At 45.6% G+C, this 25,545-nt stretch carries 18 protein-coding genes, 1 pseudogene and 1 riboswitch; of the genes and pseudogenes, 9 read left to right on the top strand and 10 right to left on the bottom strand.

The window, feature by feature from the left end; genetic code table 11:
* Positions 1–64 precede the first annotated feature (64 nt).
* From MHM87_RS13235 to MHM87_RS13255, 5 genes are read right to left on the bottom strand one after another with little or no spacing between them, the layout of a single operon-like run.
* Positions 65–1,924, bottom strand: coding sequence for a leucyl aminopeptidase (locus MHM87_RS13235; protein ID WP_239259496.1), 1,860 nt, complete (start codon positions 1,922–1,924; stop codon positions 65–67).
* Positions 1,921–2,703, bottom strand: a complete 783-nt coding sequence (locus tag MHM87_RS13240; protein WP_239259499.1) for an ABC transporter permease — start codon at positions 2,701–2,703, stop codon at positions 1,921–1,923. Before MHM87_RS13240 ends, MHM87_RS13235 begins: the two co-directional genes overlap by 4 nt.
* Positions 2,703–3,425: an ATP-binding cassette domain-containing protein gene (locus MHM87_RS13245; protein WP_239259502.1), complete on the bottom strand. Its 723-nt coding sequence runs from the start codon at positions 3,423–3,425 to the stop codon at positions 2,703–2,705. The genes MHM87_RS13240 and MHM87_RS13245 overlap by 1 nt, the downstream gene beginning before the upstream one ends.
* Positions 3,416–4,399 carry a PQQ-dependent catabolism-associated beta-propeller protein gene (locus MHM87_RS13250; protein WP_239259504.1) on the bottom strand — a complete coding sequence of 328 codons (984 nt, stop codon included), beginning with the start codon at positions 4,397–4,399 and terminating at the stop codon, positions 3,416–3,418. The genes MHM87_RS13245 and MHM87_RS13250 overlap by 10 nt, the downstream gene beginning before the upstream one ends.
* Complete coding sequence (locus MHM87_RS13255) at positions 4,396–5,745, bottom strand: ABC transporter substrate-binding protein (RefSeq protein ID WP_239259506.1); 1,350 nt, start codon at positions 5,743–5,745, stop codon at positions 4,396–4,398. Before MHM87_RS13255 ends, MHM87_RS13250 begins: the two co-directional genes overlap by 4 nt.
* Before the next feature lie 184 nt (positions 5,746–5,929).
* Between MHM87_RS13255 and MHM87_RS13260 the strand changes: the two genes are divergently transcribed.
* The 3 genes from MHM87_RS13260 (at position 5,930) to pedF (ending at position 9,719) form a co-directional block, all read left to right on the top strand.
* On the top strand, positions 5,930–6,838 hold the full coding sequence (locus MHM87_RS13260; protein ID WP_239259508.1) for an ABC transporter substrate-binding protein: 909 nt from the start codon (positions 5,930–5,932) through the stop codon (positions 6,836–6,838).
* Positions 6,839–7,138: 300 nt separating this feature from the next.
* The gene (locus tag MHM87_RS13265) at positions 7,139–8,926 is read left to right on the top strand and encodes a PQQ-dependent methanol/ethanol family dehydrogenase (RefSeq protein WP_014977357.1); all 1,788 of its coding nucleotides are present in this window, start codon (positions 7,139–7,141) and stop codon (positions 8,924–8,926) included.
* A gap of 295 nt (positions 8,927–9,221) precedes the next feature.
* Positions 9,222–9,719, top strand: coding sequence for a cytochrome c-550 PedF (gene pedF, locus MHM87_RS13270; protein WP_014950662.1), 498 nt, complete (start codon positions 9,222–9,224; stop codon positions 9,717–9,719).
* Positions 9,720–9,863: 144 nt separating this feature from the next.
* Here the strand turns inward: pedF and MHM87_RS13275 are convergent, their stop codons facing one another.
* Positions 9,864–10,796 carry an AEC family transporter gene (locus MHM87_RS13275; RefSeq protein WP_014950661.1) on the bottom strand — a complete coding sequence of 311 codons (933 nt, stop codon included), beginning with the start codon at positions 10,794–10,796 and terminating at the stop codon, positions 9,864–9,866.
* A gap of 184 nt (positions 10,797–10,980) precedes the next feature.
* Here MHM87_RS13275 and MHM87_RS13280 point away from each other — a divergent pair, with 184 nt between their 5' ends.
* From MHM87_RS13280 to MHM87_RS13290, 3 genes are all read left to right on the top strand, one after another.
* Positions 10,981–12,729 (top strand): diguanylate cyclase, encoded by a 1,749-nt coding sequence (locus MHM87_RS13280; protein ID WP_239259510.1) that lies wholly within the window; start codon positions 10,981–10,983, stop codon positions 12,727–12,729.
* Positions 12,730–12,834: 105 nt separating this feature from the next.
* Positions 12,835–13,953, top strand: a complete 1,119-nt coding sequence (locus MHM87_RS13285) for an adenosylhomocysteinase (RefSeq protein WP_239259512.1) — start codon at positions 12,835–12,837, stop codon at positions 13,951–13,953.
* 197 nt (positions 13,954–14,150) lie between these two features.
* Positions 14,151–15,356, top strand: a complete 1,206-nt coding sequence (locus MHM87_RS13290; RefSeq protein ID WP_239259618.1) for a Xaa-Pro peptidase family protein — start codon at positions 14,151–14,153, stop codon at positions 15,354–15,356.
* A gap of 26 nt (positions 15,357–15,382) precedes the next feature.
* On the opposite strand, the gene MHM87_RS13295 is transcribed toward MHM87_RS13290, so the two are convergent.
* Complete coding sequence (locus tag MHM87_RS13295) at positions 15,383–17,086, bottom strand: protein adenylyltransferase SelO family protein (protein ID WP_239259514.1); 1,704 nt, start codon at positions 17,084–17,086, stop codon at positions 15,383–15,385.
* Between the two features lie 276 nt (positions 17,087–17,362).
* On the opposite strand from MHM87_RS13295, the gene MHM87_RS13300 reads away from it, so the two are divergent.
* Together MHM87_RS13300 and MHM87_RS13305 are read left to right on the top strand one after the other, a co-directional pair.
* Complete coding sequence (locus tag MHM87_RS13300; RefSeq protein WP_239259516.1) at positions 17,363–19,036, top strand: Na/Pi symporter; 1,674 nt, start codon at positions 17,363–17,365, stop codon at positions 19,034–19,036.
* Position 19,037: 1 nt separating this feature from the next.
* Positions 19,038–20,453: an MBL fold metallo-hydrolase gene (locus MHM87_RS13305; protein ID WP_239259518.1), complete on the top strand. Its 1,416-nt coding sequence runs from the start codon at positions 19,038–19,040 to the stop codon at positions 20,451–20,453.
* A 110-nt stretch (positions 20,454–20,563) separates the two neighbouring features.
* Here the strand turns inward: MHM87_RS13305 and MHM87_RS13310 are convergent, their stop codons facing one another.
* Both MHM87_RS13310 and MHM87_RS13315 read right to left on the bottom strand, forming a co-directional pair.
* Positions 20,564–22,972 carry a TonB-dependent receptor gene (locus tag MHM87_RS13310; RefSeq protein WP_239259521.1) on the bottom strand — a complete coding sequence of 803 codons (2,409 nt, stop codon included), beginning with the start codon at positions 22,970–22,972 and terminating at the stop codon, positions 20,564–20,566.
* Between the two features lie 509 nt (positions 22,973–23,481).
* The gene (locus tag MHM87_RS13315; RefSeq protein WP_239259523.1) at positions 23,482–24,039 is read right to left on the bottom strand and encodes a DUF1439 domain-containing protein; all 558 of its coding nucleotides are present in this window, start codon (positions 24,037–24,039) and stop codon (positions 23,482–23,484) included.
* 351 nt (positions 24,040–24,390) lie between these two features.
* Positions 24,391–24,517: riboswitch (yybP-ykoY riboswitch) on the top strand.
* 53 nt (positions 24,518–24,570) lie between these two features.
* Between MHM87_RS13315 and MHM87_RS13320 the strand changes: the two genes are divergently transcribed.
* A complete protein-coding gene (locus tag MHM87_RS13320; RefSeq protein ID WP_239259525.1) occupies positions 24,571–25,128 on the top strand; it encodes a manganese efflux pump MntP family protein in 558 nt (185 codons plus the stop codon).
* Between the two features lie 8 nt (positions 25,129–25,136).
* On the opposite strand, the pseudogene MHM87_RS13325 reads toward MHM87_RS13320, so the two are convergent.
* Positions 25,137–25,337, bottom strand: a pseudogene (locus MHM87_RS13325) (TonB-dependent receptor plug domain-containing protein); the annotation flags it as partial.
* Positions 25,338–25,545: the final 208 nt, after the last annotated feature.

Genomic DNA, 25,545 nt, shown 5'->3' on the forward strand with positions numbered 1-25,545 from the left:
TATGTTGAATATGTGTTAACAGATATCCTCCTAAGGGAGGAGAACTGTCATGAATTTTGATGATTTATTGATTATTTTTTATAGCGCAGCTGCTTAAGTAAGATAACAGCAAAGGAATAGGGCGGCCGGTTGCCGATAACGATTTGGTGTAGGTAAAAGCGGTTCCTGCCACATCGAGGTGAGCCCACGGCGTGCCGTCAGCAAAGCGAGAGAGAAAGCAGCTTGCCGAAATAGCACCGGGAGAGTTTATACCCGTATTCATCATATCCGCGTGCTGAGAGGTAATAGCGTCTTGATATTCTGGCCAAAGTGGGAAAGGCCAGCACCTGTCGTTAGCTTGTTCACCCGCTTCAACTAACGCACTTTCAAGCGCTGGAGCGTTGCTAAAAAGTGCAGTGGCTTTGTGCCCCAGTGCGCTAATAGCCGCGCCGGTTAAGGTTGCAATATCAATAATAACCGAGGGGGAGAACTGTTTCGCGTAGCTGATTGCATCGGCCATAAGCATACGCCCTTCTGCATCGGTGCTCATGACTTCCACGGTTTTTCCTGAGTGCATAGTAATGATGTCACCCGGGCGATAGGCTTTGCCATCAATCGCATTATCAGCGCTCGCCACAATACCAACAATATTTATATTTAACCCCAGTGTGGCAACCGCCTGAATGACGCCCAATACACAGCCAGCGCCTGCCATGTCGTAAATCATATGGCGCATATCAGGGCTGCGTTTTAACGTTACGCCGCCGCTATCAAACGTTACGCCTTTGCCGATTAACACGACCGGCGGTGAATTCTCTAAACCTTTGGCTGTGTAGCGAAGAATAGGCATGGTGGCAGCGAACTGTGAACCTGCGTTTACCGCTAAATAGCCGTTCATACCTAGCTGCTTCAGCGTATTTTCATTAAGAATATCGCAAGACACCGTACTAAAGGTTTGCGCCAGATGCTGAGCTTGTTCGGCCAGATAATTTGGCGTACACAAGTTGGCTGGCATGTGGGCGAGATCTTTAGTCCAGGTCATCGCGTCATTCAGGGCCGTTTCATAGCTTATAGTGTGTGAAACGAGACGCTTTTGCGCGTTATTAAAATGCTTGGCATCTAATGCAAGAGACAGCGTGCCCCTAATATCAGTTGCTTGGTTAATTGCTTCATTAGTTGCGGCGTTTTTTTCAACACTAGTTGCGTTGTTGTTGCCATCGCGGGCTCGACTGCTAGAAACCGAACGGTTATTCGTCTTATAGCCCTTAAAGTGATAACCGTGCTTGAAATAGCTTCTAAGTAGCGCACTCAGAAATGGTGAGTGGCTTGCAATGGTGTTAACAGGGTCATTGCTTGCTGTTTCAGTGGTAGAAAGCGCCATAAACGACAGTTTTTCCAAGGTTCCCGACACGCTTTTAAGCTTTTTAAACAATGCATCGAACTGCTGTTCTAAGTAGCGAAATGCTGGCGCGTTAGTTTGGTTCAAGTCACTAGTGCCTTTTGAATTAAACGCGGAGTTTGAATCGCTAGCGTAGCTTGAGCGGTTAACCATGGAGGGGTCATTAGTTTTAGATAAAGTCGAGGCACGGCTAGAGACGTTGGGTGCATCTGACGCTTCAAAAAACGCAAAATCGACACCATAAAACAGCACCCGTTTTACTTCAGCTAATTGTTGGCTAACTTTGTTTTGTCCGCTGTTTTCAGTGTCTGGGATGTAACTTGTTTTAAACGCCTTAAGGCCTTGTACGAATACACATTGGCCTTTATTTCCTGCAAAACCTTCATCGTCAAAAACCTGCTCAATGTATGTCTTAGCGGGTGTTGAAAAGTGAAATAGTTGGCTCGCTAATAACTCGGGCGTAGTTAAAATAAGTAAGCAGTCACTATCGTCTAACGTTTTAACTTTATTGCTTTCATTAGCCCAGATTAGGTTTGATTTTATCACGAGAAGCGCCCTTTTGAGGCTTTGGGGCGAAAGCTTCTCACAGCGAAAATAAAAGTGATAGCCGTAAGACAAAGTACAACGGCTAGCGCGTTGTGTTCGAGTTTTTCATAGAGCGCAAATCGCAGTAATTCTACGCCGCTACTAAAGGGGTTAAAGGCGCAAATCTGATACAGCCATTCGCTGGCCTCACGCATTTTCCAAAGCGGGTATAGGGCGCTTGATAGAAAGAACAATGGGAAAATGACAAAGTTCATGACCCCGGCAAAGTTCTCTAGCTGCTTAATATAGTTTGCCAGTAATAATCCTAACGAACCTAAAAACAATGACAGTAGCGCAATAACAGGCAACGCATAAACGTATCCCAACACAGATAGACGTACATCCAGTAAAAGCGCAAAGGCAAAGAAGATGTACACCTGAATAGCGCTTACCAAGGTGTTGGCTATAAGCTTGCTGCCTAGCAGAAAAGGGCGGGGAAACGGGCTTAACAGCAGTACTTTCATGCTGCCCATTTCTCTGTCGTACACCATGGACAATGAACTTTGCATACTATTAAAAAGCACAATCATGGCGGCAAGCCCAGGTACAATGTACTCTTCGTACAAAATATAACTCTCGTAAGGCTCGGTCATTGAAAGACCGAGGGCCGAACGAAACCCTGCGGCAAAAACAAATAGCCAAAGCAGCGGGCGCACCAATGCACTTAACAGGCGTGTACGTTGCTGCCAGAACTTCAGCATCTCTCGGGTAAGTACACCCACAAAACAGCGCCAATACATCAGGAGCCTTCCTGCATCAAATGCTGCCAAAGGTGCTCAATATCTTGTTGATGATACTTGGCTAACAAGGCTTCACATTGGTCGTGGGCTAACACTCGTCCTTTTGATAAGACTATCAAGTTGTTGTTGTGCTTCACTTCTTCAAATAAATGCGTGGCCCATAGTACACTTACGTTTTGGGAATGAGCGAGTGCTTGTACTACCCGCAAAATAAGATGACGGGATTCTATGTCTAAGCCAACGGTAGGCTCGTCTAGTAGCAGCAAGGATGGCTTGTGAATAAGGCAGCGAGCTAACTCGACCCGACGTCTGTGCCCGCCATTTAAGTTTCTAATTTTTGTGTTGAGCTTACTCGTAAGATCGAGCTCGTCGAGCAGGCCTTGAATATGAGATAGCGCGCTAGTGGTAGTTATGCCGTGGAGCGAAGCAAAGTAGGACAAATTTTGTTTTACCGACAGGTCGATATCTAAGGTACTTTGCTGAAATACCACGCCCATTTTCGCCATAATACTTGTGCGAGATTGAGACAGTGTAGCACCATCAAAGGTAATGCTGCCTTGCGTGAGTTTTTGAAGGCCCGTAATAAGCGCAAATAAGGTACTTTTGCCTGCGCCATTTGGCCCAAGCAGCATGGTTAAGCCTGGTTTTAGGCAAAGGCTTATATTGTCCAGCGCGTGATGGCCGCCGTACTGATGTGAAACCGCCTGAACTGCTATTTCCATTTAACCGCCACGCCCCAAGGGTAACGCCCCACTTTTACCGTATGCTCTACGTTTAACGTGTGGGTATTGATGACAGAAACATCACCGCTCACACCGTTAGTGGTCAGCAATAAGGACTGATCTTGATTAAACGCTAGTTGCCACACTCGTCGCCCAACCAAAATGTAGTCTTCCACTTCAAAGGTATCGGTATTGATGACCGCTATGCGATTCGCTGGGCCAAGCGCCACGAAGGCGTAGGGCTTATCTTTCATAAGCACAATACCCACTGGCTGAACCTTGTCGCGATAAACGCCTTTAATGGCAAAGGAAAGGGTCTTCACTTTTTGCTTAGTAGCAGTATCGAAAATACTGACGGTGCCACCTATTTCAGAGCTTACCCAAAGGTACTTGTCATCTCTGGTAAAGTGAGCATCTCTGGGTCTTGCATCAACCAAGCTATTTGCAATATTTTCGTGCGTTTTGGTATCTATCCAGTGCACCATGTTAGTGGTTTCTGATGTGACGACCATTATGCTGCCGTCGTGACTCACTGCCAGCCCCTCAGGCTCTACGCCCACATCTATCTGAGAAATGACCTGAGCCGTTGGAATGTCGATAACAGTAAGAAGGGCATCGTCTTCATTAGCTGTGTAAATAGTGGTGCCGTTAGGATGTAATGCTATGGTTTCAGGATCTGCACCTGAGGGAAGATCGCCGACTATGGAATGGGTAGACAAATCCATAATTTGAATGCGATCAGCATCAGAGGCACAAATATACGCGTGGGACTGGTCTGCACTTAAAATAAACCCTCGGGGGCGCTCTCCAACCTCGATAGTTTCAATCACATCAAATGTCGTCATATCAATGACAGATAGCGTGTTGTCTTTTTCGTTAGTGACATACGCCTGAGGAAATGCAAAGGCTTGAGGAAGTGCTAAGGCAAAGGCTGCCATTGAACTGCCAAGCAAGAGTGCAAAGCGATAGCTCATAACTTGTCCTTACAGGTAGTGTGTGTTGCGCCTAATGTGTCCAGTTCGTTGGTTTGGTGCAGAAAGCCTTCAAGGGGCGCATGAGTCACCAGTGCGTCTTCGTGGGCCAGCGCAATAGGCTGACGAAATTGGTGGGTGTAGGGGCGAATAGAAAGAGGGCGACCTTTATAGGCACCCAGCGTGTAGTGGTCGCTAAGCAAGGTTTTAAGTATTCCCTGCTGCGTTAAATTGCTTCCCTGTTGCGCAGCATTTGCCACCGCCGTTACCGCAAGATACGCGGCGAAGTCGACTTCATTCATGTGTCTGTTAAACGTATCGTTAAAACGGCTTTGAAGCTGACGTGCGCCCCATTGTTCGTGGGTAAAGTGCCAACCTAGTGCTTTTAGGCCGGCAGCGCCTACCACAGGTACGGGATAATAGGTGTTAAAGGGTAGGCTATACGCGAATTGCGCCGCGCTATCGGCGGTAAAAACAGCCTGATAGGTTTCTGTTGTTCGCGTAAATTGAGGAATTTCAGCAAAGGCAGCCCTGCGTAAATCAAAACTGTCCTGCCACTGTTTAGTTTCAACAAGTGAAAGCTTGAATTTCTTAGCGCTGCGTTTGAACGCGGCTAGGTATGCAGCATCGTCAGCGGTTTTTCCGTAAACTGCAAATATCTCGTCAATACGCTTAGTGCGAAACCACTGGGCTAGCGCGTCGGCTTTCATCTGATAACTGGGGATTGTATGAAACAAGGGCAGGCGACATGAATTTTGTCTCAGCAAATCATCGCTATTAGCTACGTTAAAAAATACGGCATTAGGAAGCGTGCTTTGTATAGTGGCAATCAACGGCTCAATTGAGGCAGCCTTTACCTTATCACTGCTTCGCATGTCCAGTAGTACAACGGGTGCAATGTTGCCTTGCCGATTGCTGCTTATTTCTTTGTGATTTGTGTTAGCACTTAAACCAGAGTGCTGGCGTGTTTTAGCTAAAGAAGCTTGCAGTTCGCCGATAGAAGGCACACTGATTTCAGTTAACTCAAACTGATAACCAAGAAATTTTCCCGTGATATTGGCATCTTCTATCGCCACACTTGCGCCAGCTGTCCCCTCATTGCTGGGGGACTTTAAATAGTCTGGTGTGCCTGGTGGAGATGTGCCTGCAACTTTTATGTAAATGACCACAATAGTGGCAAAAGAGGCCTGAGGTGCAGCTTGTTGAGCCTGTGAAGATTGCGCTTCATTAAATGCGAGCGCGCTGTTAAATAACGACAACAGAACGCAGCAAAAAAGTGACGCTACACACTTTTGATAACGCTTACCGGTTAATCGTCTTTCAACCGTGCTTTTTACACCCTTTGCCATATACCACCCCGAGCTCAGCTGCATGCTTTTGCTGATATCTGTTTGTCTGACATAAGGGTATATGGCAATTTTCCCGAAGAACATCCTCCTAAAGGAGGAATGCTATGGCGCTAAAGTAGCATTAGTAAAATCACGCTAACCCCTTAGTATGCTTAAGAAGTTCGATTGAATAAGCGGGTAAGCTGTGCAGTTAGTTAAACCTTTTCGAGTTATTTTCATTTTACTCTGCCTGATAACGGGTTCTGCGCTTTCTGCGTTCGGGGAAGCAAGATCGTTAGACGATATTAAAGACAGCGGTTTAATTAGAATTGCGGTGTACACCGACTATCCTCCATTTTCATTTATTGAAAACGACAACCCCACAGGTATTGATATTGATATCGCCCGTGAAATCGCGAGCGCCCTTGGTGTTGAGCTAGAACTGATATGGATGACACCAGGTGAAACGACAGAGGACGATTTCAGAAATTACCTATGGAAGGGCCATATAATTCATCGCATTAAGGCTGATGTGATGATGCGCGCGCCTTACGACCCAAGCTTTTCTCAAAAACGTGACGATGTGGGCTTGTTGGTTAATGAGCTTGTTCATATGTTTGCCCCTTATCAGCGTGAAAGCTGGCAAATCATTCACAACACGCACACTTTGCCCGAAGTGGAAACCATGGGCATGTTTCAGTATCACACGATTGGTGCGGAAATAGACAGCATTCCCCACTTTTACTTAACGTCAGCGTTTGGCGGCCGATTGCGAGAAAAAACATCGCACTATGGCTCAAACGCAGAAGCGTTTGACGCAATGAAAGCAGGAACCGTCGAAGCGGTAATGGGATTGCGCTCGCAAATATCCTACCTCAGTCAGTTTGTTGATAATGAGCAATATCGCCTTGCAAGCAACGCGTTTCCGCTCATTGGAAAGCAAAAGTGGGATATAGGACTTGCTGTTCATACTAATTATCGCGCGCTTGGCTATGAAATTGGTGATGTAATTACGCGAATGGTGGTAGAGGGTGATATGCAACGGTTATTTGAGAAATACAAAACTATTTACGAGATGCCGCCTTATTTTGCGGGGAATGAAAGTTCAGAATAAGATAATTCAGTATAAAAGCATGTGACCAATAGCGTTCAGAGCGATAGTACATTAGGCAATAACTCTATGGCCAATTGCCTTTTTACCTCTAGCGCCGTTATCAGTCACGCATTAGTTTAAAAAGACGTGAAAGCGTAAAGGTGTTAAACAAAAGGGAAAATAGCCCTTCATTCCTCCTCCTAAAGGAGGAGTCAAATCACTCCGCTGTTGCATAGGCATCGACATCCCCCCTAGCTATGCTAATCCTAACGAATAGTCTGAAACAGACCATTTATGGCCTACATGCAACTAGGAACCGTTATGAATAATAATATGCCAATTAAAAAACTTGCCTTATCTATGCTGGTTTGTGCAAGTGCGTTAACTCCTGTCCATGCTGTTGTCACCGACAAAGATATTCAAAATGACCACGTTACCACTGACGACGTAGTGACGTATGGAATGGGCTTGAAAGCTCAGCGCTATAGCCCGCTAACCGCCATTAACCGCGATACAGTAGAAGAAGTACGTCCTGTGTGGGCGTTCTCATTAGGTGGTGAAAAGCAGCGGGGTCAAGAATCGCAGCCTCTGGTAAAAGATGGTGTGATGTATGTAACCGGATCTTACTCTCGTGTGTGGGCCATTGATGCGAGAACTGGTGAAGAGCTATGGCAATATGAAGCGCGTTTGCCAGACGGCATTATGCCTTGCTGTGACGTGATAAACCGTGGCGTTGCGCTCTACGATAATCTGGTCATATTTGGCACCTTGGATGCCAAGTTAGTAGCACTGGATAAAGACACGGGCAAAACCGTTTGGAAGAAAAAGGTTGAAGACTATCGAGCGGGCTACGCCATTACTGCAGCGCCTATTGTAGTTGATGGAAAAGTCATTACAGGGATTTCCGGTGGTGAATTCGGTATCGTCGGTAAAGTGTATGCTTACGACGCGAAGTCTGGCAAACAGCTATGGGTTAGACCTACCGTTGAAGGGCACATGGGGTACTTATGGAAAGACGGTAAGAAAACCGAAAATGGTATTTCAGGTGGCGCGCCAGGTAAAACATGGCCTGCTGATTTATGGAAAACCGGTGGTGCAGCAACGTGGCTAGGTGGTACTTACGACTCAGATACAGGCTTGCTATTTTTCGGTACGGGTAACCCTGCACCGTGGAACTCTCACCTACGTCCGGGCGATAACTACTTCTCGTCGTCGCGCTTAGCTATCGACCCTAATACAGGAAAAATTGTGTGGCACTTCCAAACCACGCCGCACGATGGCTGGGACTTCGATGGCGTAAACGAGCTTATCTCGTTTGATTACCAGGAAAACGGCAAGACAGTGAAAGCGGCGGCAACCGCCGACAGAAACGGCTTTTTCTACGTCCTTAACCGCGAAAACGGTGACTTTATCCGCGGCTTCCCGTTTGTTGATAAATTAAACTGGGCAAAGGGACTGGATGAAAAAGGTCGACCTATCTACATTGAAGAAAATCGCCCAGGAAGCCCAGCGCAATCAGCTGATGGTAAACAAGGCGCACAGGTTGTTGCTCGCCCTGCGTTCTTAGGCGGTAAAAACTGGATGCCAATGGCCTATTCAAAGGATACTGAACTCTTCTATGTGCCTTCAAACGAATGGGAAATGGATATCTGGAACGAGCCTACCTCTTACAAAAAAGGTGCAGCGTACCTTGGTGCGGGTTTCACCATCAAATCAGTGAATGAGGACTTTATCGGCGTACTTAAAGCGATTGACCCTAAAACAGGTAAAACCGTTTGGCGCTACAACAACTTCTCTCCACTTTGGGGCGGCGTGTTAACTACAGGTGGTGGTTTGGTTTGGACCGGTAACCCTGAAGGTTATCTTATGGCCTTTGACGACAAAACTGGCGAAATGGTTTACAAGTTCCAAACTGGCTCAGGTATTGTTGGCTCTCCAGTGACATGGGAGATGGATGGTGAGCAGTACATCTCTGTACTATCTGGATGGGGCGGCGCAGTGCCATTATGGGGCGGTGAAGTTGCAAAACGCGTGAAGCACTTCAACCAAGGCGGCACCGTGTGGACGTTTAAATTGCCTAAGCGCTATCAGCAGGTGGCAAAAAACTAACCTTAGCTGAGCAGTAAATAGTGATTAATACATGGCCAGCGCCTAGGTGCGCTGGCCTTTTTTTCTTCACCTATTCATTTACCTGTTAGCAAGGTAAGTCTTCATCATTCTTATGGGCGTTATTTCGACTCTGACTTTAGCACTAACGTTGAAGCAGCAATTGTAAAGCTTGCGCTTTCAGTGGCTATCATTGTGGCCTCCTACCAAAGGAGGAGCCTTTCAAAACCAAAGTAGAGTTACCCCTTATTTCCTCGTACGTATACTTAATTCATAGTCTTTTGAGGATGTATGAATTATGAAAACAAAAATATCGATGTTGTTTGCGGCACTCGTGGTAACTGGCTTGTCTGGCCACGTGCTTGCACATGGAAATGTTATCCCTCAAGGAGCAGATAGCTCAGCTATGCCGCCAATCACTGATGGCGATGAGTCTGAAAATGGCTGGGTGTTTGAAAACCCATATCGAAGCCTTGATGAAGAAACCAAAACGAAGGTCATCAAGTTTGGTGAGTCAGCTTATGCAAATAACTGTGCAGGTTGTCACGGCTTGCACGCGCAGTCTGGCGGAATAAACCCAGACCTTCGTGAACTCGACCCAGAAAGTTTTGAAGACGACGAATGGTTCGTTGAGCGCTTGCGTTTTGGCTCGGCGAAAGGCATGCCTGCACTTGGCGGTATTCCTGAAGGTCAAACCGATCCTATCTTAGACCAAGAGACACTTTGGGCTATTAAAACCTACGTTGAAGCACGTCGCGTTGTGGCCATTGAAGAGGGTGAGATCGAAGCAGATTAGGGCGACGTCTGTTACGCCTTTTTCGCCGGGTTAACGTCGAGTTACCCGGCGCTTTTAGTTTCCAATACCGTCTAACAACACATCAATAGCTTCACTCTTCACTGTTTATAAACTTAAAATGCGCTTAACAAAGACGTATTTTCATCACACCAGCTGTAGTTTACTTAATATTCCAAAGGCGAGGGCGGTAATAGGCAGAGATGCCAATGTGCTCACTGCGATGATACTTGCCGCCAAACGATAATCACCGCCTAAGTTTCTAACCATGACATAGCTTGCTGCAGCAGTAGGTGAAATGGCGAGAAGAAGAACAATGCCCAGTTCCATACCTCTAAATCCAAAAGCATAGGCAAACGCGACTAATATGGTGGGATAAACCACGCATTTACTGGTTGTGCTAAGCACAATGTTAAACCAGTCACTGGAGAATGAGCGGAACTGTAGGGAAGCACCGGTACAAATAAGTGCAAGTGGCAGTGTTAGCTGCGCAAAGTATTCACCGGTTTTTATCAAGGTGGTGGGCAATTGCCATTCGAAGTAAGAAAAGGGGAGCGCTGCCGCGATAGAAAGAATCAGCGGGTTTTTCGCCATGCCAGTAACTTGACCCAATAAAGAACGCGACGTGCCTTGATAAAAATTAAGAACAAAGACAGACAATACGTTAAACAATATAGTAATACACCCCATATAGACCGAGGCTACAGCAAGCCCTTCTTGCCCATAGGTATTGGCACAATAAGCAAGGCCAATAATGCCCATATTGGCTCTGAAACCGCCTTGTACAACCACACCTCTGGCTTTGTACGGATGTACGGTCAGATGAGAGGTAATCATCAGAGCGGCAAAAACAATGAGCGTGCCCATAACCCCAACGCCTATCAGCGATAGGTTGGCGGCTTTAGAAAAGTCTGCTCGCGCTATCGATAGAAATAACAGCGCAGGGAGCGCAACGTTAAATACCAGTTTAGATCCAGCTTCTATAAACCCTTCATTGAGCCATTTAATGCGAAAAAATAGCCATCCCATTAACAGAAGGATCAAAACAGGAATCAGCGTGCTGGTAATAAAACTAAGCATAAAAGATACGTAAGCCTTTACATGTGGAAACGAAACAACATAAAAACGCATTTGTAGAATATTGATGAATTTAACCTATTCACAAACGGTTTTGATAAGCGTAACTTAATATTTATATAAGAAAGGGGTGCCGATACAAAAGCTAGCCCTGTGTTCAAAAGCCCCTATTCAAAAGAATTGATGTATGAAAGCACTTCTTTTATTTATTGGTTTTGTAATAGTTAATTGCTTGTGGGGCGGGCTCTCTCACGCTTACGCTAAAAGTACTGCGTCTTTAGATAAAATGCAGTTAGTTAACGACAAGCTGTGGATGTATTACGAGGAAGGTAGTCAGCTTACTGCTGAAGACATCCTGACTAAATATCAGCAGAATACACTTATAAAAAATACTAAAGGGCGCGTTAGTTATGGGTTCACTGGTAACACGGTTTGGGGTGTGTTGGCTGTTGAATTAGATACATATGGTGTTCTTGTTACTCGTATTGCTAAAAATAGCCCAATAAACGTACCTTTTCTTCCTCTGAAAATAGAAATAGATAATGCGTGGCTAGACGATATCGACCTCTATTTTTTCGAAAACGGTCAAAGAAAGCGTCATGTAAAACTTGGTGATAATCAGGTGCATAGTGCTCGCTTTGACGACGCAAGAATGCCTTCCGTATTCTATCGATTTACCCAACCTGAAACGCTGGTGGTTTTTCGATTTTCCTCTGAAGATCCTATGACGATCCCCATATATGTAGGGCCACCAGTAGTTGCCAAAAACAAGACAACGGAAAATGCGTATTTTTATGGCGCGTTGTACGGCGCACTCGTTATTTTATTGGTCTACAACTTGGTTCTATACTCCTATCTCAAAGAACGGCGCTACCTGCTTTATTCCTTATACCTTCTCTCGTTTTTGCTATTTAACTTCACTTATACCGGTCATGGTTTCTGGTGGCTTTGGTCAGAATCGATATTCCTTCAACAGTGGCTTTTGCCCGCGCTAATGTTTTTGTATTTGTTCAGTGCGGTAAGATTCACCATCGAGTTTCTTAATACCCAACTCTATCTACCAAAGCTCTATCGGTGTCGGAAGTATATCTATGGCGCATTGGGCGCACTCGCTGTCATCATTGTGTTGATTGGAAGTCGCTCTTTCGCGGTGATGTCGCAGCTTGCCGTTTTAACAACAATAGCGATTTGGATGTTGTTGATAGGAATTTTTGCCTACCGTAATGGCGACACATTAGCTAAATTTTTCCTTCCAGCCATTTTATGCGGAACCGGCGGTGCGATGGTGTCGAGTCTAGCCACATGGGGGCTTATTCCATACTCGAAATGGGCATTTAGAGGCATTGAAATCGGCATGGTGTTGGAAATGTCTTTACTATCTATCTCACTGGCATTTAACTACAAACAAGTACAGCAAGCGCGCAGAAACGCCGAGCGTGACGCAAGGCTCGATCCACTTACGTCGCTTTATAATCGGCGAGCTTTTGAAGACTTGGTTTATCCTATTTGGGAGATGGGAAAGCGCAGTAATAAGTTCATGTCGGTTATGCTCATTGATATTGATTGGTTTAAAGGTATCAACGATAAATATGGTCACGACATGGGTGACAAGGTGCTGAAAAAAGTCGCTGAAGAAATTAAAGGGCAAGTTAGGGGCTCTGACATTACCTTTCGCTGGGGCGGCGAAGAGTTTTTGGTATTTTTGCCCAATACTCGGGTGCATTACGCCAAGCAAATTGCCGAGAATCTCCGCGTACACCTTTTCACCCACGACATTAACAAATTCATACGAGTGACAGTAAGTATAGGTGTGGCAGGAACCTCGCCAGGCGAAGAGGATATAAATGTTCTCATTAAACAGTCAGACCAAGCCTTATACCTAGCGAAAGCAAAAGGTCGCAACAAAGTGGTGCTTTGGGAGGAAGATTCAGAATAAGAGGAAATAACCAAGAGGATAAATAAAGGGAAGTATCTAGCTGATTTATAAATACAGCATTCTCACGTATGATTCTGCTTTTCATTTTCTCAGAGTATCCTTTTCATGTACCAAGATTTTCAAGCAGAGTTGGCGTGGGCTAGCCTTCATATGCCGCGCACTCGTAATGCCATTGCATCACTTCCCAATCTGTCGAACGTTAAACTTGCTTGCAACATGCATTTAGATTTGAAAATGGCGCCTTTGGTTGAAGGGCTACTTTCACGAGGATGCGACATTTTTCTTACCACGTGTAACCCCACTACGGTGCAAGATGACGTGGTGTCTTACCTTGTTGATAAAGGCGCAACGGCCCATGCATGGCGTGATATGAGCGAGGCTGACTGGTCTGAGTCATTCGATAAAGCGCTGGCGTGGCAGCCTACCCATTTGTGTGAAATGGGCGCAGATCTGACAACTCGACTTCACGAAAATATAAAAGCAAATAAACCAGTACCGAGCATTGTATCGGGCTTAGAAGCAACGGGCTCTGGCATTAACCGTTTAAATGGTATGGCGCCAAACTATCCAATATTTAACTGGGATGATTTGCCGGTAAAAGAAGGGCTTCACAACAGGCACATGGTGGGCTTAAGCGCATGGCAAACCTTCTTCCAAACCACTCATCTAACCCTGCACGAAAAAGTAGTGGTTGTTATTGGTTATGGCTTGGTTGGGCAGGGCGTTGCCGCCTCGGCTAAAGCGTTTGGGGCACAGGTTCAAGTTGCAGAACTTGATCCAGCAAGAGCGCTTCAAGCGAAATACGACGGCTGGCCAGTGGTTGATTTAAATGAAGCGGCTAGTCAAGCTGACGTTATTACCACTGCAACTGGCGCGTATGGCGTGGTGAATTCGAGTCATCTAGACAACATGAAAGACGGAACATTTATTTTAAATGTAGGCCATGTAGCCCAAGAAATTGATGTGCCTTATCTTAAAAACAACGCTACTCACAGTGAGCCAATGCCTTATGTAAATGCCTATAAACTGGGCGATAAAACACTGTATCTTCTAGCCGATGGCTCTATGTTTAACTTAACTGCGGGCTATGGTGACAGCATCAATGCCTTCGACGTAACTTTGGCCGTTATGGCGGCGGGTATCGGCTATATCGTAAATGAAGGCGCAAAAAGCGAAAAAGGCTTGTACTTGCTACCAGAGGCTGCGTGGAAAAGTGCACTGTGAAGCACAGCGAGTCATTAGCGAGTGTTTATCTTTAGGTACGCTGTACAAGCTGTACAAAAGGTCTAGCCATCTCTGCTTATCTCGACATTTCTATTGAATGTTGTACAGTGAGCCCGTTTTAATAAATTCATATTTAAGGCGGGCTGATGACCATTCCAACAGGCAATCAGCCTTGCGCCAGTGTAGGGACGAAAAAAATGGGTAAAATAATAGGCACAAAAACACCACAGCAGGCTTTAGATAGCCTTGTCAACATGACAGGCGATCTGCGCCCCATAGAGCTCTCTGAATACAAAGCCCGAATTGCCAAGGCGCAGCATTATATGCAGGAAAATGGCATTGGTGCGCTCTACTTAAACGCGGGTACTAACTTAGCGTATTTTACAGGTATGCAGTGGTACGCCAGTGAGCGTTTAGTCGGTGCGCTTTTACCTGCAAAAGGTGACGTTGTATATATAGCTCCTACCTTTGAGATCGACTCTTTAAACGAACGCAAATTAGTGGAAGGCGACATAATTGGCTGGCAAGAGCACGAGAGCCCATATGCGCTTGTCATAGCTATGCTAGATAAACTGAACACCGCTGGAGGCGATAAACTGGGTGTGGATGAGTCGACCCAGTTTTTTATCGTAGATGGTTTGAACAAGATGCTTGGCCAATCTTGGCAAATTATCAATGGTGCAGAGGTAACAGCACACTGTCGCATGCACAAATCTGAAAGTGAACTCACGCTTATTCAACGCGCTATGGACATGACCCTAGCTGTGCACAAAGCGACTGCCAGTATGCTTTATGAAGGCATTACCACGACAGAAGTTGAAGCATTTATTAACGATGCACATAAGAAAGTGGGGGCTGCTGGTAACTATTTTTGCATTGTACTTTTTGGAAAAGCCACCTCGTTTCCCCACGGCGTTAAAGACCCTCAAGTACTAAAGAAGAACGACTTAGTATTGATTGATACTGGCTGTAAGGTGCATGGCTACCTCTCTGATATCACGAGAACCTATTGTTTTGGTGAGCCAACCGATAAGCAACGAGCATTATGGGAAAGCGAAAAGCGCGCGCAGCTTGCCGCATTTAACGCTGCAAAAGTTGGTGTTCCCTGTGGCGATGTGGATAAATCTGCGCGAGACAGCTTAGCTAAAGATGGCTTAGGACCAGACTATAACTTACCAGGTTTGCCTCATCGAACCGGGCACGGCATAGGCATGGATATTCACGAATGGCCGTATTTGGTAAAAGACAATCCTCACCCGCTAGCATCTGGTATGTGTTTTAGTAACGAACCTATGATCGTAGTACCAAACGAGTTCGGTATTCGCTTAGAAGATCACTTTTATATGACCGAAGATGGCCCGGTGTGGTTTACTGAGCCTAGCGAATCGATTGACTCTTTATAAGTAAACTAAAATTAAGCTGCTCTTTCTTACGAAGAGCAGCTGTAGTGCGCGACTCCGCCAGTACTGAAGAATTCAAGTGGGCGCAGCCGGTAGTACTTATTCTCTACCTCTTTTGATTGCTCATCATAAGGCGCAGTAAGTATCTTCTGAAGTTCGTGAATTGGCGTAAAGTCACCTTTCTCTGCGGCTTTATAGGCAGGCACAATTAACCATTCGCGCCATGTGAATTTAGGGTTTGCTTTGCGCATATTCTCTGCGGTAGCAGCAATAGCGTTTGTAACATCACCTTGTGTTTCGGCGTCCTTTTCAATGCGCTCACGCCACGTTTGTAGCCATGCTTCCCATTCTGTCATGACCTCTGCTTTAGGCGGGTAGTAAAAGCTTTTCGTCAAGCTCGTCATATCTTCAGGCATTGACGATAGCTCTCGGAAAAACAGATTGTAGTCCACGCCTGTGCGCAGCATTAATTGCAGCAGCTTAATTAGTAAGTCGTGGTCGTAGCTGGCAATGCCAAGCTTTGTTGCCCACATACTCTCCATGGCGCGTTCCATCACGCCAGAAAAACCGTCGTTGAGCTCGTTAAGCTTTGAGAGCTGTTCACTGTTGCCTTCAAGTAGCGGCATCAGTGAGCGGCAGAACATATCGAAGTTCTTTTGCGCAGCAATGGGCTGGTTTAAAAACGAGAAGTGACGACCGCCGCCTGTCCAAGGTTGGTAGTCTGCTTCAAAAAACTCACAAAAGCCGAATGGCCCATAATCCAGCGTAAAGCCTCCTGCGGCGCAGTTATCGCTATTAAAATTGCCCTGGCAATAACCGACTCGAACCCAACCAGAAACAAGACGCGTTAGCCGGTCTCGAAATAGTGTAGCCAGCGTTTCCACTTGCTCTTCAAACAACGTGGTTGTGTCAATTTCACTTGAGTACTCTCGCTCAATAAGGTGCTTAACAATGGCTTCTAGTTCGTTTAACGCTTCGCTGTGTTCGTTACAGCGAGCTCGCCTAGCAAAAAGCTCTATTTGGCCTACGCGCAAAAAGGAGGGCGCCACGCGGGTAGAAATAGCCGTTATATTTTCTACCATCACTTCAGGTTCATAGGAATGAGACCCTTCGCGATACCACGGCCTGTCTACCGTGTCTGATTCAGACATAAACAAGCTCAGAGAGCGTGAGGTAGGAACGCCAAGCGCATGCATGTGTTCTTGCACTAAAAATTCGCGCACGCTTGAGCGCAATACGGCGCGCCCGTCTGCGCCGCGACAATAAGGCGTGCGACCAGCACCTTTTAACTGCATTTCCCAACGCTTGCCGTTTAATACTGCTTCAACGATAGAAATTGCTCTGCCGTCACCGTAGCCGTTACCTGTTCTAAACGGGCACTGCTGTGTGTATTCCGTACCGTAAATAGAAAGTGCGTAGCCGGTTGCCCAGCCGAAGGGCTTCATTGGAGCAGGTACATCCGACATGTCCCCTGAGAACAGCTGAGTGAAATCTTTAGATGTTGCCAAGCTATCGTCTAAGCCTAATTCGGCAAACAGCGTTTCGCTATGAGCAACGTACGTCGGTGCAGTTAATGGGGTCGGAGTAACTGGCACATAGTGACCTGAAAACACTTGGCGCGGGTCATGGTCGTTACCATCAAGGGTTGCTTGTGGATCTGGACTGAGCGTGTCGAGCAAAGAGTAATCTACATGCTTTGCGAATTCATCTAGCGTTTTGATACGTTCTGTCACTTCCATCACCTTTTGTTGCGTAGCCGTGGTTTATTACTCATTTGCCTAGTGCTCAATCATTAAGTTGAACCCCTGAACGGCTGTGCATTGCGTTGCTGTATTTCTTCATTGTTTGACCAAGAACAAACAATGAGACTTACGCGCATTGTACTCTTATCTATACTTTTATGAAGACATGAAGCGCCAACCGCGACTTTTACTTATTGGCGAAGTGCTCAGAAGAAATGATCATAAATAGCGAATGGTCGGCGATGAATAAAGCAAAGAGGCTGGTAGATGGAAAGTGTCGTACTGCTGGGTAGTATAATTGGTGGGTTAGGTCTGTTCTTACTGGCCATCGGAATGATGACTGAAGGGCTTAAGTTGGCAGCAGGTAATGCGCTGCGTACCTTGCTCGCTAAATGGAGCAAAACGCCATTTAGAGGCGTGGTGTCGGGTGCGGCAATGACAGCTTTGGTGCAATCTTCAAGTGCAGTCACCGTGGCATCTTTAGGCTTTGTTAACGCCGGTTTACTGAGTATGCGCCATGCCTTAGGTATAGTGTACGGCGCCAACATCGGCACCACCATGACAGGCTGGCTTGTCGCAATGGTAGGCTTTAAATTAAATATTCAGGCCGTTGCTTTGCCTATGATAGGCGTAGGCATGATCCTGAAATTATTAAAGCCCAATAGCCGTTTAGCGTCAGTCGGTATCGCCATCGCCGGCTTTGGTCTTTTCTTTGTAGGGATAGACAGTTTAAAAACAGCCTTTGAAGGAATAGTAAGTACCTTTGATCTTAGTCAGTTTAAAGCTGAAGGCGTTGAAGGTTTTCTTATGTACCTAGTGATTGGCTTTGTAATGACCGTGCTAACCCAGTCATCTAGTGCATCTATCGCGCTTACCATCACCGCGGCAACTTCAGGCATGGTGGGTATTTATGCCGCCGGCGCAATGGTTATTGGTGCAAATATAGGCACAACCTCTACGGCTATGTTCGCGTCAATTGGCGCTACCTCTAGCGCGAAGCGCGTTGCCGCTGCACAAGTTGTGTTTAACGTAGCGACCGCTGTTGTGGCTGCGCTTATTTTACCGCTGTTGTTTGGGCTAATCCATTGGATAACGGCGGTTGCAGAAATAGACGCTGACCCAGGAATCACCTTAGCCATTTTCCATACACTGTTTAATTTACTGGGTGTAGCACTTATCTTTCCTCTGAACGACAAGCTTGCAAGCTTTCTTGAGCAGCGGTTTGTATCTCTTGAAGAAGAGGCCTCAAAACCTAAGCATTTGGACAAAAATATTGCTCAAACCCCTGACCTGGCAGTAAACGCGCTCATCTTAGAATTGTTGTCAGTATCTGACCGCTTTTTACATGTTTACCCCAAACTGTTTTCTCAACAAAGTAGTGAAATAACTGCCGTTGAAAACGACATACATGGCGTTGAGGCGCTATGCCAACACATATCGCAATTTATTGTAGACGTAGAGCGTGCAGCTTTAAGTGAAGAAACCACAAAAGCACTGGCCTCGCTCATGCGAGTAGAGCACTACATGCTATCTAGCGCGCAAAAGGCACTCGCTATTTCTGCAGTGAGCAGGCGTCGGGATGTCCTCACCAAGGCTGAGCTGGAAGGTCAACTGCTTAACTATCTATCGGTAACTAACGAGTTCATGCGTATGGTGCGCTGGAGACAATTTGAAAGTAGTGATGCGCTAAGTCTTCAGTTTGACTTACTCGACAAAGAACACCACAAAGTTAAATCAGCACTTGTGATGGGGGCAACACAAGGTGACATTGCTGTTACCCAAATGACAGATGCCACTGAGTGCATGGAGTACCTGCTGCAGATAGTACAAATGTGGGTCAAAGTCTTTGTGCGTATTCAACAAGTTGAAGACAGTATAACAACAGCAAACTTAATACACGGCGACAGTCAGAATAACTCGAAAACAATGGAAGGAGCCTGATATGGCATCACTTACTTTTTTAGGCGCAGTGGAAGGTGTGACAGGGTCTATGCATCTACTCAAAACTGAACATAGCACCTTGTTGTTAGATTGCGGCCTATATCAAGGTAGGCGTGATGAAGAGGCGAAAAACCATAAACCCTTGCCAGTGGATGTCAGTCAGCTTGATGCGGTGATATTGTCTCATGCACACCTTGATCATTCTGGCCGTTTGCCTATTTTACTAAGAGAGGGCTATAGCGGCCCAATCTATATGACTCGGCCGACTGCGGATCTCATTGAAGTCTTGTTAAAAGATGCTGCGTCTTTACAAGAACGAGACGCAGAATGGGAAAATAAACGTCGTCAGCGTTCGGGTAAACCCCTTATCGAACCATTATATCGCAAAGAAGAAGTTGATGGCGTGTTAAAGCAGTGCATACCCATTCGCTATTACACCAAACGTAAAATAACCCAAGACGTTGAGCTTAATTTTGCTGACGCCGGGCATATTCTTGGCTCGGCGATAGTAGAGATATGTATCACTGAAAACGGTAACGTTAAAAAGTTAGTCTTTTCTGGCGATCTCGGTAATTCGCAAGCCGCGTTACTTCGCGATCCGGATATAATAAAAGAAGCGGATATCGTACTTTTAGAGTCTACCTATGGCGATCGCAACCATCGTTCAATGGAAGCCACCCTAGATGAGTTTGAACAGGTTATTTTACAAGCCAGTGAAAATGGCGGAAACATTCTTATTCCATCATTTGCGGTAGGGCGCACCCAAGAGATCATATTTCGATTAGGTGAGCTATATCAACAAGGCAAATTAGCGCAGCAGCGGGTGTTTTTAGACAGTCCAATGGCGATTGCGGTCACTGAAATTTATCACCGCTACCAAGATGTTTATAACGAAGAAGATCTCGATGCTATTTCCGATAGTGCCGAGCGCGTTCATAGCCAAAATCAGAGCTTACATTCATTGTTGCCCATATTAAGCTATACCACATCAACAGAAGAGTCGATTGCGCTTAACAAAGTGGTTAGCGGTGCCATAATCATTGCGGGCAGCGGTATGTGCAACGGTGGGCGTATTCGACACCATTTAAAACAAAATTTATGGCGTAAACAGTCCCATGTAGTTTTTGTCGGCTTTCAGGCGATGGGGACGCCGGGACGTAAGATAATCGATGGAGCCACACATGTAAAAATGGCGGGGGAGGATATTGCCGTTCGCGCACAAATCCACACGTTAGGTGGGTTTTCAGCACACGCTAGTCAAGAACAGCTAATTGACTGGTTGTCGCACTTCAATACGCTGCCCAAGATTTACTTAATCCACGGAGAGGAAGGTGCTAAACATACATTGCAACGTGTCATTAAAGAAAAAGGATGGAATGCGTTTATTCCGCATTTCGAAGAAACAATAAGATTCTAGAGACTAGACGTAAAAAATAAAAAGCGCCCTCAAAAAATGACGGCGCTTTGATACAACTTTAAAAGTAGTACGTGTTGGTTTTATCTGCTTTTAATTTAGGTTTGGTCAACTTAGAAGTGATAGTCGAAAGTCACTGTCACGTTTCTGCCTTCGCCGGGTAAACCACCCAAGAACATTGCCTTTGAGTAATAGGTTTTATCAAACAGGTTGTTTACGTTTACGCGCACCTGCCAGTCGTCTGCGGTATAGCCAGCAGCCGCATTCCACACGCTATAGCTTCCTACCACAGAAACGGGCAGGCCAAACGATGTTGAGTTAATGGTTCGCTCATCTTCGTAGGTTAGGCCTAGGCTTGCATTAATTTGCCCTGGCAAGTCGAATACGGTGTCGCGATATTCACCCCATACGCTGGCAAACTTTTCAGGAATACCTTTAACTGGGCCTGATACCGGCGTGTCAGTTCCACGGTTACTGTTTCTAATGGTTTCAGCGTCTTGATAGGTGCCGTTAGCATTCATCGAGAACATTTCGTTGATGTCAAAGTTCACGTCAATCTCTACACCACGTGTTTTGTCTTCGTCATCATAGAAGAACTGCGGCACATCAATATTGAACTCTGGATCGTCAGGGTTATCGTTAAACAATGGGTTACTGTAGCGAAGGTTAGTTCTACTGGTATCAAAGAAAACGACTGACCCAATCAATTCTTCATTCAGTGCGGTAAAACGCACACCAATGTCAAACGACTCAGACTCTGAATCGGGACGATTGTCTTCTTCTGAACTAGAAACGCTCCCTAATATGCTATAAGCCGTGCGTCCTTTAGCAACATTTGCAAACACGGCAAATTGCGGTGTGATGCGGTAGTTAAGGCCAAGGTTATAAGTAACACCTTTATCGTCGGTGTCGGCTTCTTCTGTGCGAAGTGGTGAGCGATCAGTACCCAAGTGTTGGTATTCTTGCTCAATGCCAGTAAAGGCGGCGCCAAAACGGCCAGTTAGGCTTTCTGTGAAATACACAACCTCTTGCAGGCTTATGCCCATTGAGGTCACTTTTTTATCGTAGTTACTGCGAAGTGATGGTGCGTAGTCGTCAAAGTCACCGGTTGGCCAGTTAGGATTCGTAATATCTAAAATATACGGTATGGCATTGTCGGCACTGGTACCGTCGGCGTCGTAAATAGACCAAGATTTTAAGTGAATATCACGAGATTCAAGGTTAGCACTAACCAAATGTTCACCGCGCACACCGCCGTAAGACCAGTTTGATTTCAAATCGGCAAAGTACTGAATAGACTGTTCATCGGCATATTGGCGACGGTATTCTTGGCGCCGCGCTGCAAATGGATAAAGCACATCGTCAATAACAAGCGGTGCGCGAGGGTTTGCGTTAATCTCTCCATTTCGGTTCCAATATACATAGTTGTATGCACCTGTTTGACGAACAAATTCAGACTCGTAATCGCGATACTGCAATTGCTGTATTAGCAACGTGTCGCTAGATAGCTGCCAATCTGACTTTATTTTGATGCGTGTTTCTTCACCTTCATTAGGTTTTGACAGTGGCGAGATTACCGAGCCACTTCCTAAATCATAAGGGCGTAAGCCATCAGTATTGGTTATGGTGTTAGCGAGTTCTTGGCGCTGCGTATCAGTTAGCTGAATGCCAAATACACCGTCGCCGTCCGCATCGCTGTCGTTAACAAGTGCGGTCCAATCGGTTTGTGAACCATTAATGCTATCTTCATTTACAATGCGAACAGGGTGGCCCACTGAGTCTATTTGGACACTATCGTCGATGTAGGCACCAAAAAGAGTAAGAGTATGCGATTTGGTGTGCTCAAAACGAAGGGTCGAGTAGACTTCGTTTCTTTCTTGGCCCAGACCTCGGTAGCCATCACTCGACTCGTGGTTTGCAACAAGTCGATAGGCTAAGTGTTCAGACAGTGGCCCTGTTGCATCCAACATAATTTGTTGAGCGTCCCAGCTTCCCGCGCGAGCGCGGACGTGAAAGGCGTCTTCAAACTGCGGTTTTTTCTCAACTAGGTTTAGGACACCACCAGCGGCACCAATGCCGTAAAGCCCCGTTGCAGGGCCTTTCAACACCTCCACGCTTTCTACGTTGATCATAGAGCGAGTAGGATTAAAACTATTACCTAAGTCACCACCTGCGTACATCCCGTCTAGCGTATAGCTTACACCTAGACCACGAATAACTAAGTTGTCGCCAACGCCGTAATTGTTGCCAGCTTGGTTTAAACCACTTATATTATTGATGATTTCTTGCAAGTCAGTTTTGCCTTGTTGATCAACAAGATCTTTACCTATCACCACAATAGCCGCAGGAATTTCAATTAATTCCATGTCTGACTTGGTTGCCGTACCAGAATTTAAAATAAGCTGATTCTGCTGACCATAAACGCTAATGCGCTCAACTTTGTTCTCGTCGCTCTCATTGGCTGCAACAGCGTTTAACGACATTATCGCCAAGGCAATTGGTGATAATTTTAATAACTTCATAAAGCGTGTTTTCCTACAATTTAAAAATAGCAAAGCGCCCCTGTACTCACAGAGACTGAGCGGTTGCCATGTTCGGTGTAATAAAAAAAGCAGTGAGTGAAAAAGCTCGATTGGAATTATTGATATGGCTCTAACTGCTTGGGCGTATTATAAGTAGATAACCATATAAGTAAATGATAATAAGTCTTAATAGTGTTATTGTTCAAGTGGAGCTGCTTGAATTTAATTACCATGTTCCAACAATATCTTAATCGTATAGAGCTGAGTGGCGTTTTTTGTCACGTCGTCGATTTGGGCTCTATGCAAGAAGCGGCTGTACACTTTGGGGGAGTCTGGCCGCAGTGAGCCAGTCAATGAATCAGCTAAAAATAGAACTGAAAACAATGCTCTTGCATCGCTCAACTTGCAGGATAAGCCTTTCTGAGAAGGGGATAAATACTATGCGTGGGGCAAAAAAATGCTTAACGCCGCGGAGCAAGCTAAAGAGATATATTACATTGGCAATAGCGTTAAGGCTTAGCGCTTAACCTTAATTTACCTTCTTCAACGGTGAGCTGCATTGGCACCGTTGATAGTAAGTTCACAGCTTTATTGGTGGCGTCTAGCCGATACACTGGATTTGAGGCCAAATAGCCATTGATGAGCTGCATGAATTCGCCACTTACAGGGGCTAAATTACCCTTAAAGCCGCCAGCATCAATTGTGCTATCAAGTAGAGACAATGAGCGCACAAAAATCGCTTTTTCTTCACTGTCGTAATAAGGCGTGCCTTCCAAAGCTAGACTTACTTTTGCAGGGTAGTTCAACCCAAATGCACTAATACGCGCAGTGGCGATAGCGCCTAGCTGAACCACGTCTCTGCCATCTGGGCCTATAGTTGCTGTCATATCTTCCACATCTAAATAAAGAGGAATACCAGCGAGTGAGGTTTGCTTCTGCAACTTACTCACTTGGCTATCAAGCACTTGTTCTAACTCGGCATTAGATACAGTGTAAACTGCCAGTTGAGAGAGAGTAGCGCAGCCTGCAAGAATGGTAGCGAAGGCAATGGAAAGTAGAATTCTCATAAAAAAGTCTCTTTTAGCAATGAGTTGTCGAATTACACCGTGCGAGCCGGAAATACTGGCGCTGCAACAAAGAAGTGCCTCTATTGTACGGGCAGAGGAAAGGGATGAACAATGAAATCGTTAACTCGCTAAGACAACGGCTTATTCAGGGAGTCCATGAGTAGGAGAGAGGCGCAAAGCGTAACGCTGGAAAAAAATACTTGGTTGCCGACACTTAATAAAATTGAGTGTATGACCACTGGTGGAATATGTGCAATCGAAAGAGCGTGAACATGCCGTCATTTATATCTCAAGTTGGACAGTTTGTCGCAATCAACTTGATTAGTTTATAGCGGCTGTATTACCGTAGGCCCCTCGGTTGGGGAGTAGCCTGTTTCCGTTTCGAATGGAAAAGTTTGTATCAACATAATTGGTCACATTACCATGGTACAAACACCTCTTGGTTGGCGAGACCATCGATAAGTCCACGCTTAAAGGTCAGGCGTGCGGATTTGTCGTGGACTCAATTAGCCTGACCGGAGTTCTAAAACTATGAGTATCTTCGCTCTTATCTTGCTAGCCTTTGCTATGTCAACAGATGCGTTTGCCGCCGCGATAGGCAAAGGTGTCAAAATCAATCGCCCTCGTTTAAGTTTTGCCCTCAAAATTGGCCTTTTGTTCGGACTTATAGAGGCAACAACTCCATTTATAGGCTGGTTCATTGGTCGCGCGGCGTCTTCATACGTTGAAGCATGGGATCATTGGATTGCGCTAATCATTCTTTCTGGTTTAGGTATTCATATGGTACTCGAGAGCCTGAAACCCGCCGAAGAAGAGTCGACGTTTCAAAAACAATCCTTTATTTTGTTGTGTATTACTGCGTTAGGCACAAGCATCGACGCAATGGCAGTGGGTGCAAGTCTCGCGCTAATTGACGTGAACATTGCTATTGCTGCGACGTTAATTGGGATAGCCACTTTTTCTATGGTAACTATTGGCATTATGTTGGGCAGTGTTATGGGAACACTGATAGGTAAGCGAGCAGAGACATTTGGTGGCATTGTGCTTGTTTCGGTTGGTACTTGGATCTTTGTGAGTCACACACTCTAGAGCGTGTTGATCTTTGTGGTTTGAACGTTAACCGTGCTTCTATTACCGCTATAGCCACGCACGTTGAAACCGTTTATTAGATAACCCGATGGGTTATTTTCATCGCCAGAAAAACCTCGGATCGCAAAGCTATCGAACATGCCGCCAGAGTTGTTTTGTCTAACAATGGTGGGCGCAAAATCTAGTGCATCGATGAAGCGCGAGATCCCTTCTTTTAAGATCAAGCATAAGCAAGGTATTACGTGTCTTTGGCAGGTTTTGTAGAGGTCACGAATGTTATGTTATCTCGTTTCTTTTAGCAAGGAAGGTAAGCAGACAATAAGGTGAGATTGATAATTATTGCTGGCTGCTACAGATTCATACAGGCTGTTTATATTGATAAATAGAAATGTGCAGAGCTGTGAGTAAAAATAAACT

Origin of the sequence: Alteromonas sp. Cnat3-28 (assembly GCF_022348265.1) — a bacterium.
GTDB classification, from domain to species: Bacteria; Pseudomonadota; Gammaproteobacteria; order Enterobacterales; family Alteromonadaceae; genus Alteromonas; species Alteromonas macleodii.

Coding starts and splice junctions, on each gene's coding strand:
- MHM87_RS13240 (WP_239259499.1), bottom strand. CDS start 2,703: ATGTATTGGCGCTGTTTTGTGGGTGTACTTACCCGAGAGATGCTGAAG.
- MHM87_RS13245 (WP_239259502.1), bottom strand. CDS start 3,425: ATGGAAATAGCAGTTCAGGCGGTTTCACATCAGTACGGCGGCCATCAC.
- MHM87_RS13250 (WP_239259504.1), bottom strand. CDS start 4,399: ATGAGCTATCGCTTTGCACTCTTGCTTGGCAGTTCAATGGCAGCCTTT.
- MHM87_RS13255 (WP_239259506.1), bottom strand. CDS start 5,745: ATGGCAAAGGGTGTAAAAAGCACGGTTGAAAGACGATTAACCGGTAAG.
- MHM87_RS13265 (WP_014977357.1), top strand. CDS start 7,139: ATGAATAATAATATGCCAATTAAAAAACTTGCCTTATCTATGCTGGTT.
- pedF (WP_014950662.1), top strand. CDS start 9,222: ATGAAAACAAAAATATCGATGTTGTTTGCGGCACTCGTGGTAACTGGC.
- MHM87_RS13275 (WP_014950661.1), bottom strand. CDS start 10,796: ATGCTTAGTTTTATTACCAGCACGCTGATTCCTGTTTTGATCCTTCTG.
- MHM87_RS13280 (WP_239259510.1), top strand. CDS start 10,981: ATGAAAGCACTTCTTTTATTTATTGGTTTTGTAATAGTTAATTGCTTG.
- MHM87_RS13285 (WP_239259512.1), top strand. CDS start 12,835: ATGTACCAAGATTTTCAAGCAGAGTTGGCGTGGGCTAGCCTTCATATG.
- MHM87_RS13290 (WP_239259618.1), top strand. CDS start 14,151: ATGGGTAAAATAATAGGCACAAAAACACCACAGCAGGCTTTAGATAGC.
- MHM87_RS13300 (WP_239259516.1), top strand. CDS start 17,363: ATGGAAAGTGTCGTACTGCTGGGTAGTATAATTGGTGGGTTAGGTCTG.
- MHM87_RS13305 (WP_239259518.1), top strand. CDS start 19,038: ATGGCATCACTTACTTTTTTAGGCGCAGTGGAAGGTGTGACAGGGTCT.
- MHM87_RS13310 (WP_239259521.1), bottom strand. CDS start 22,972: ATGAAGTTATTAAAATTATCACCAATTGCCTTGGCGATAATGTCGTTA.
- MHM87_RS13315 (WP_239259523.1), bottom strand. CDS start 24,039: ATGAGAATTCTACTTTCCATTGCCTTCGCTACCATTCTTGCAGGCTGC.
- MHM87_RS13320 (WP_239259525.1), top strand. CDS start 24,571: ATGAGTATCTTCGCTCTTATCTTGCTAGCCTTTGCTATGTCAACAGAT.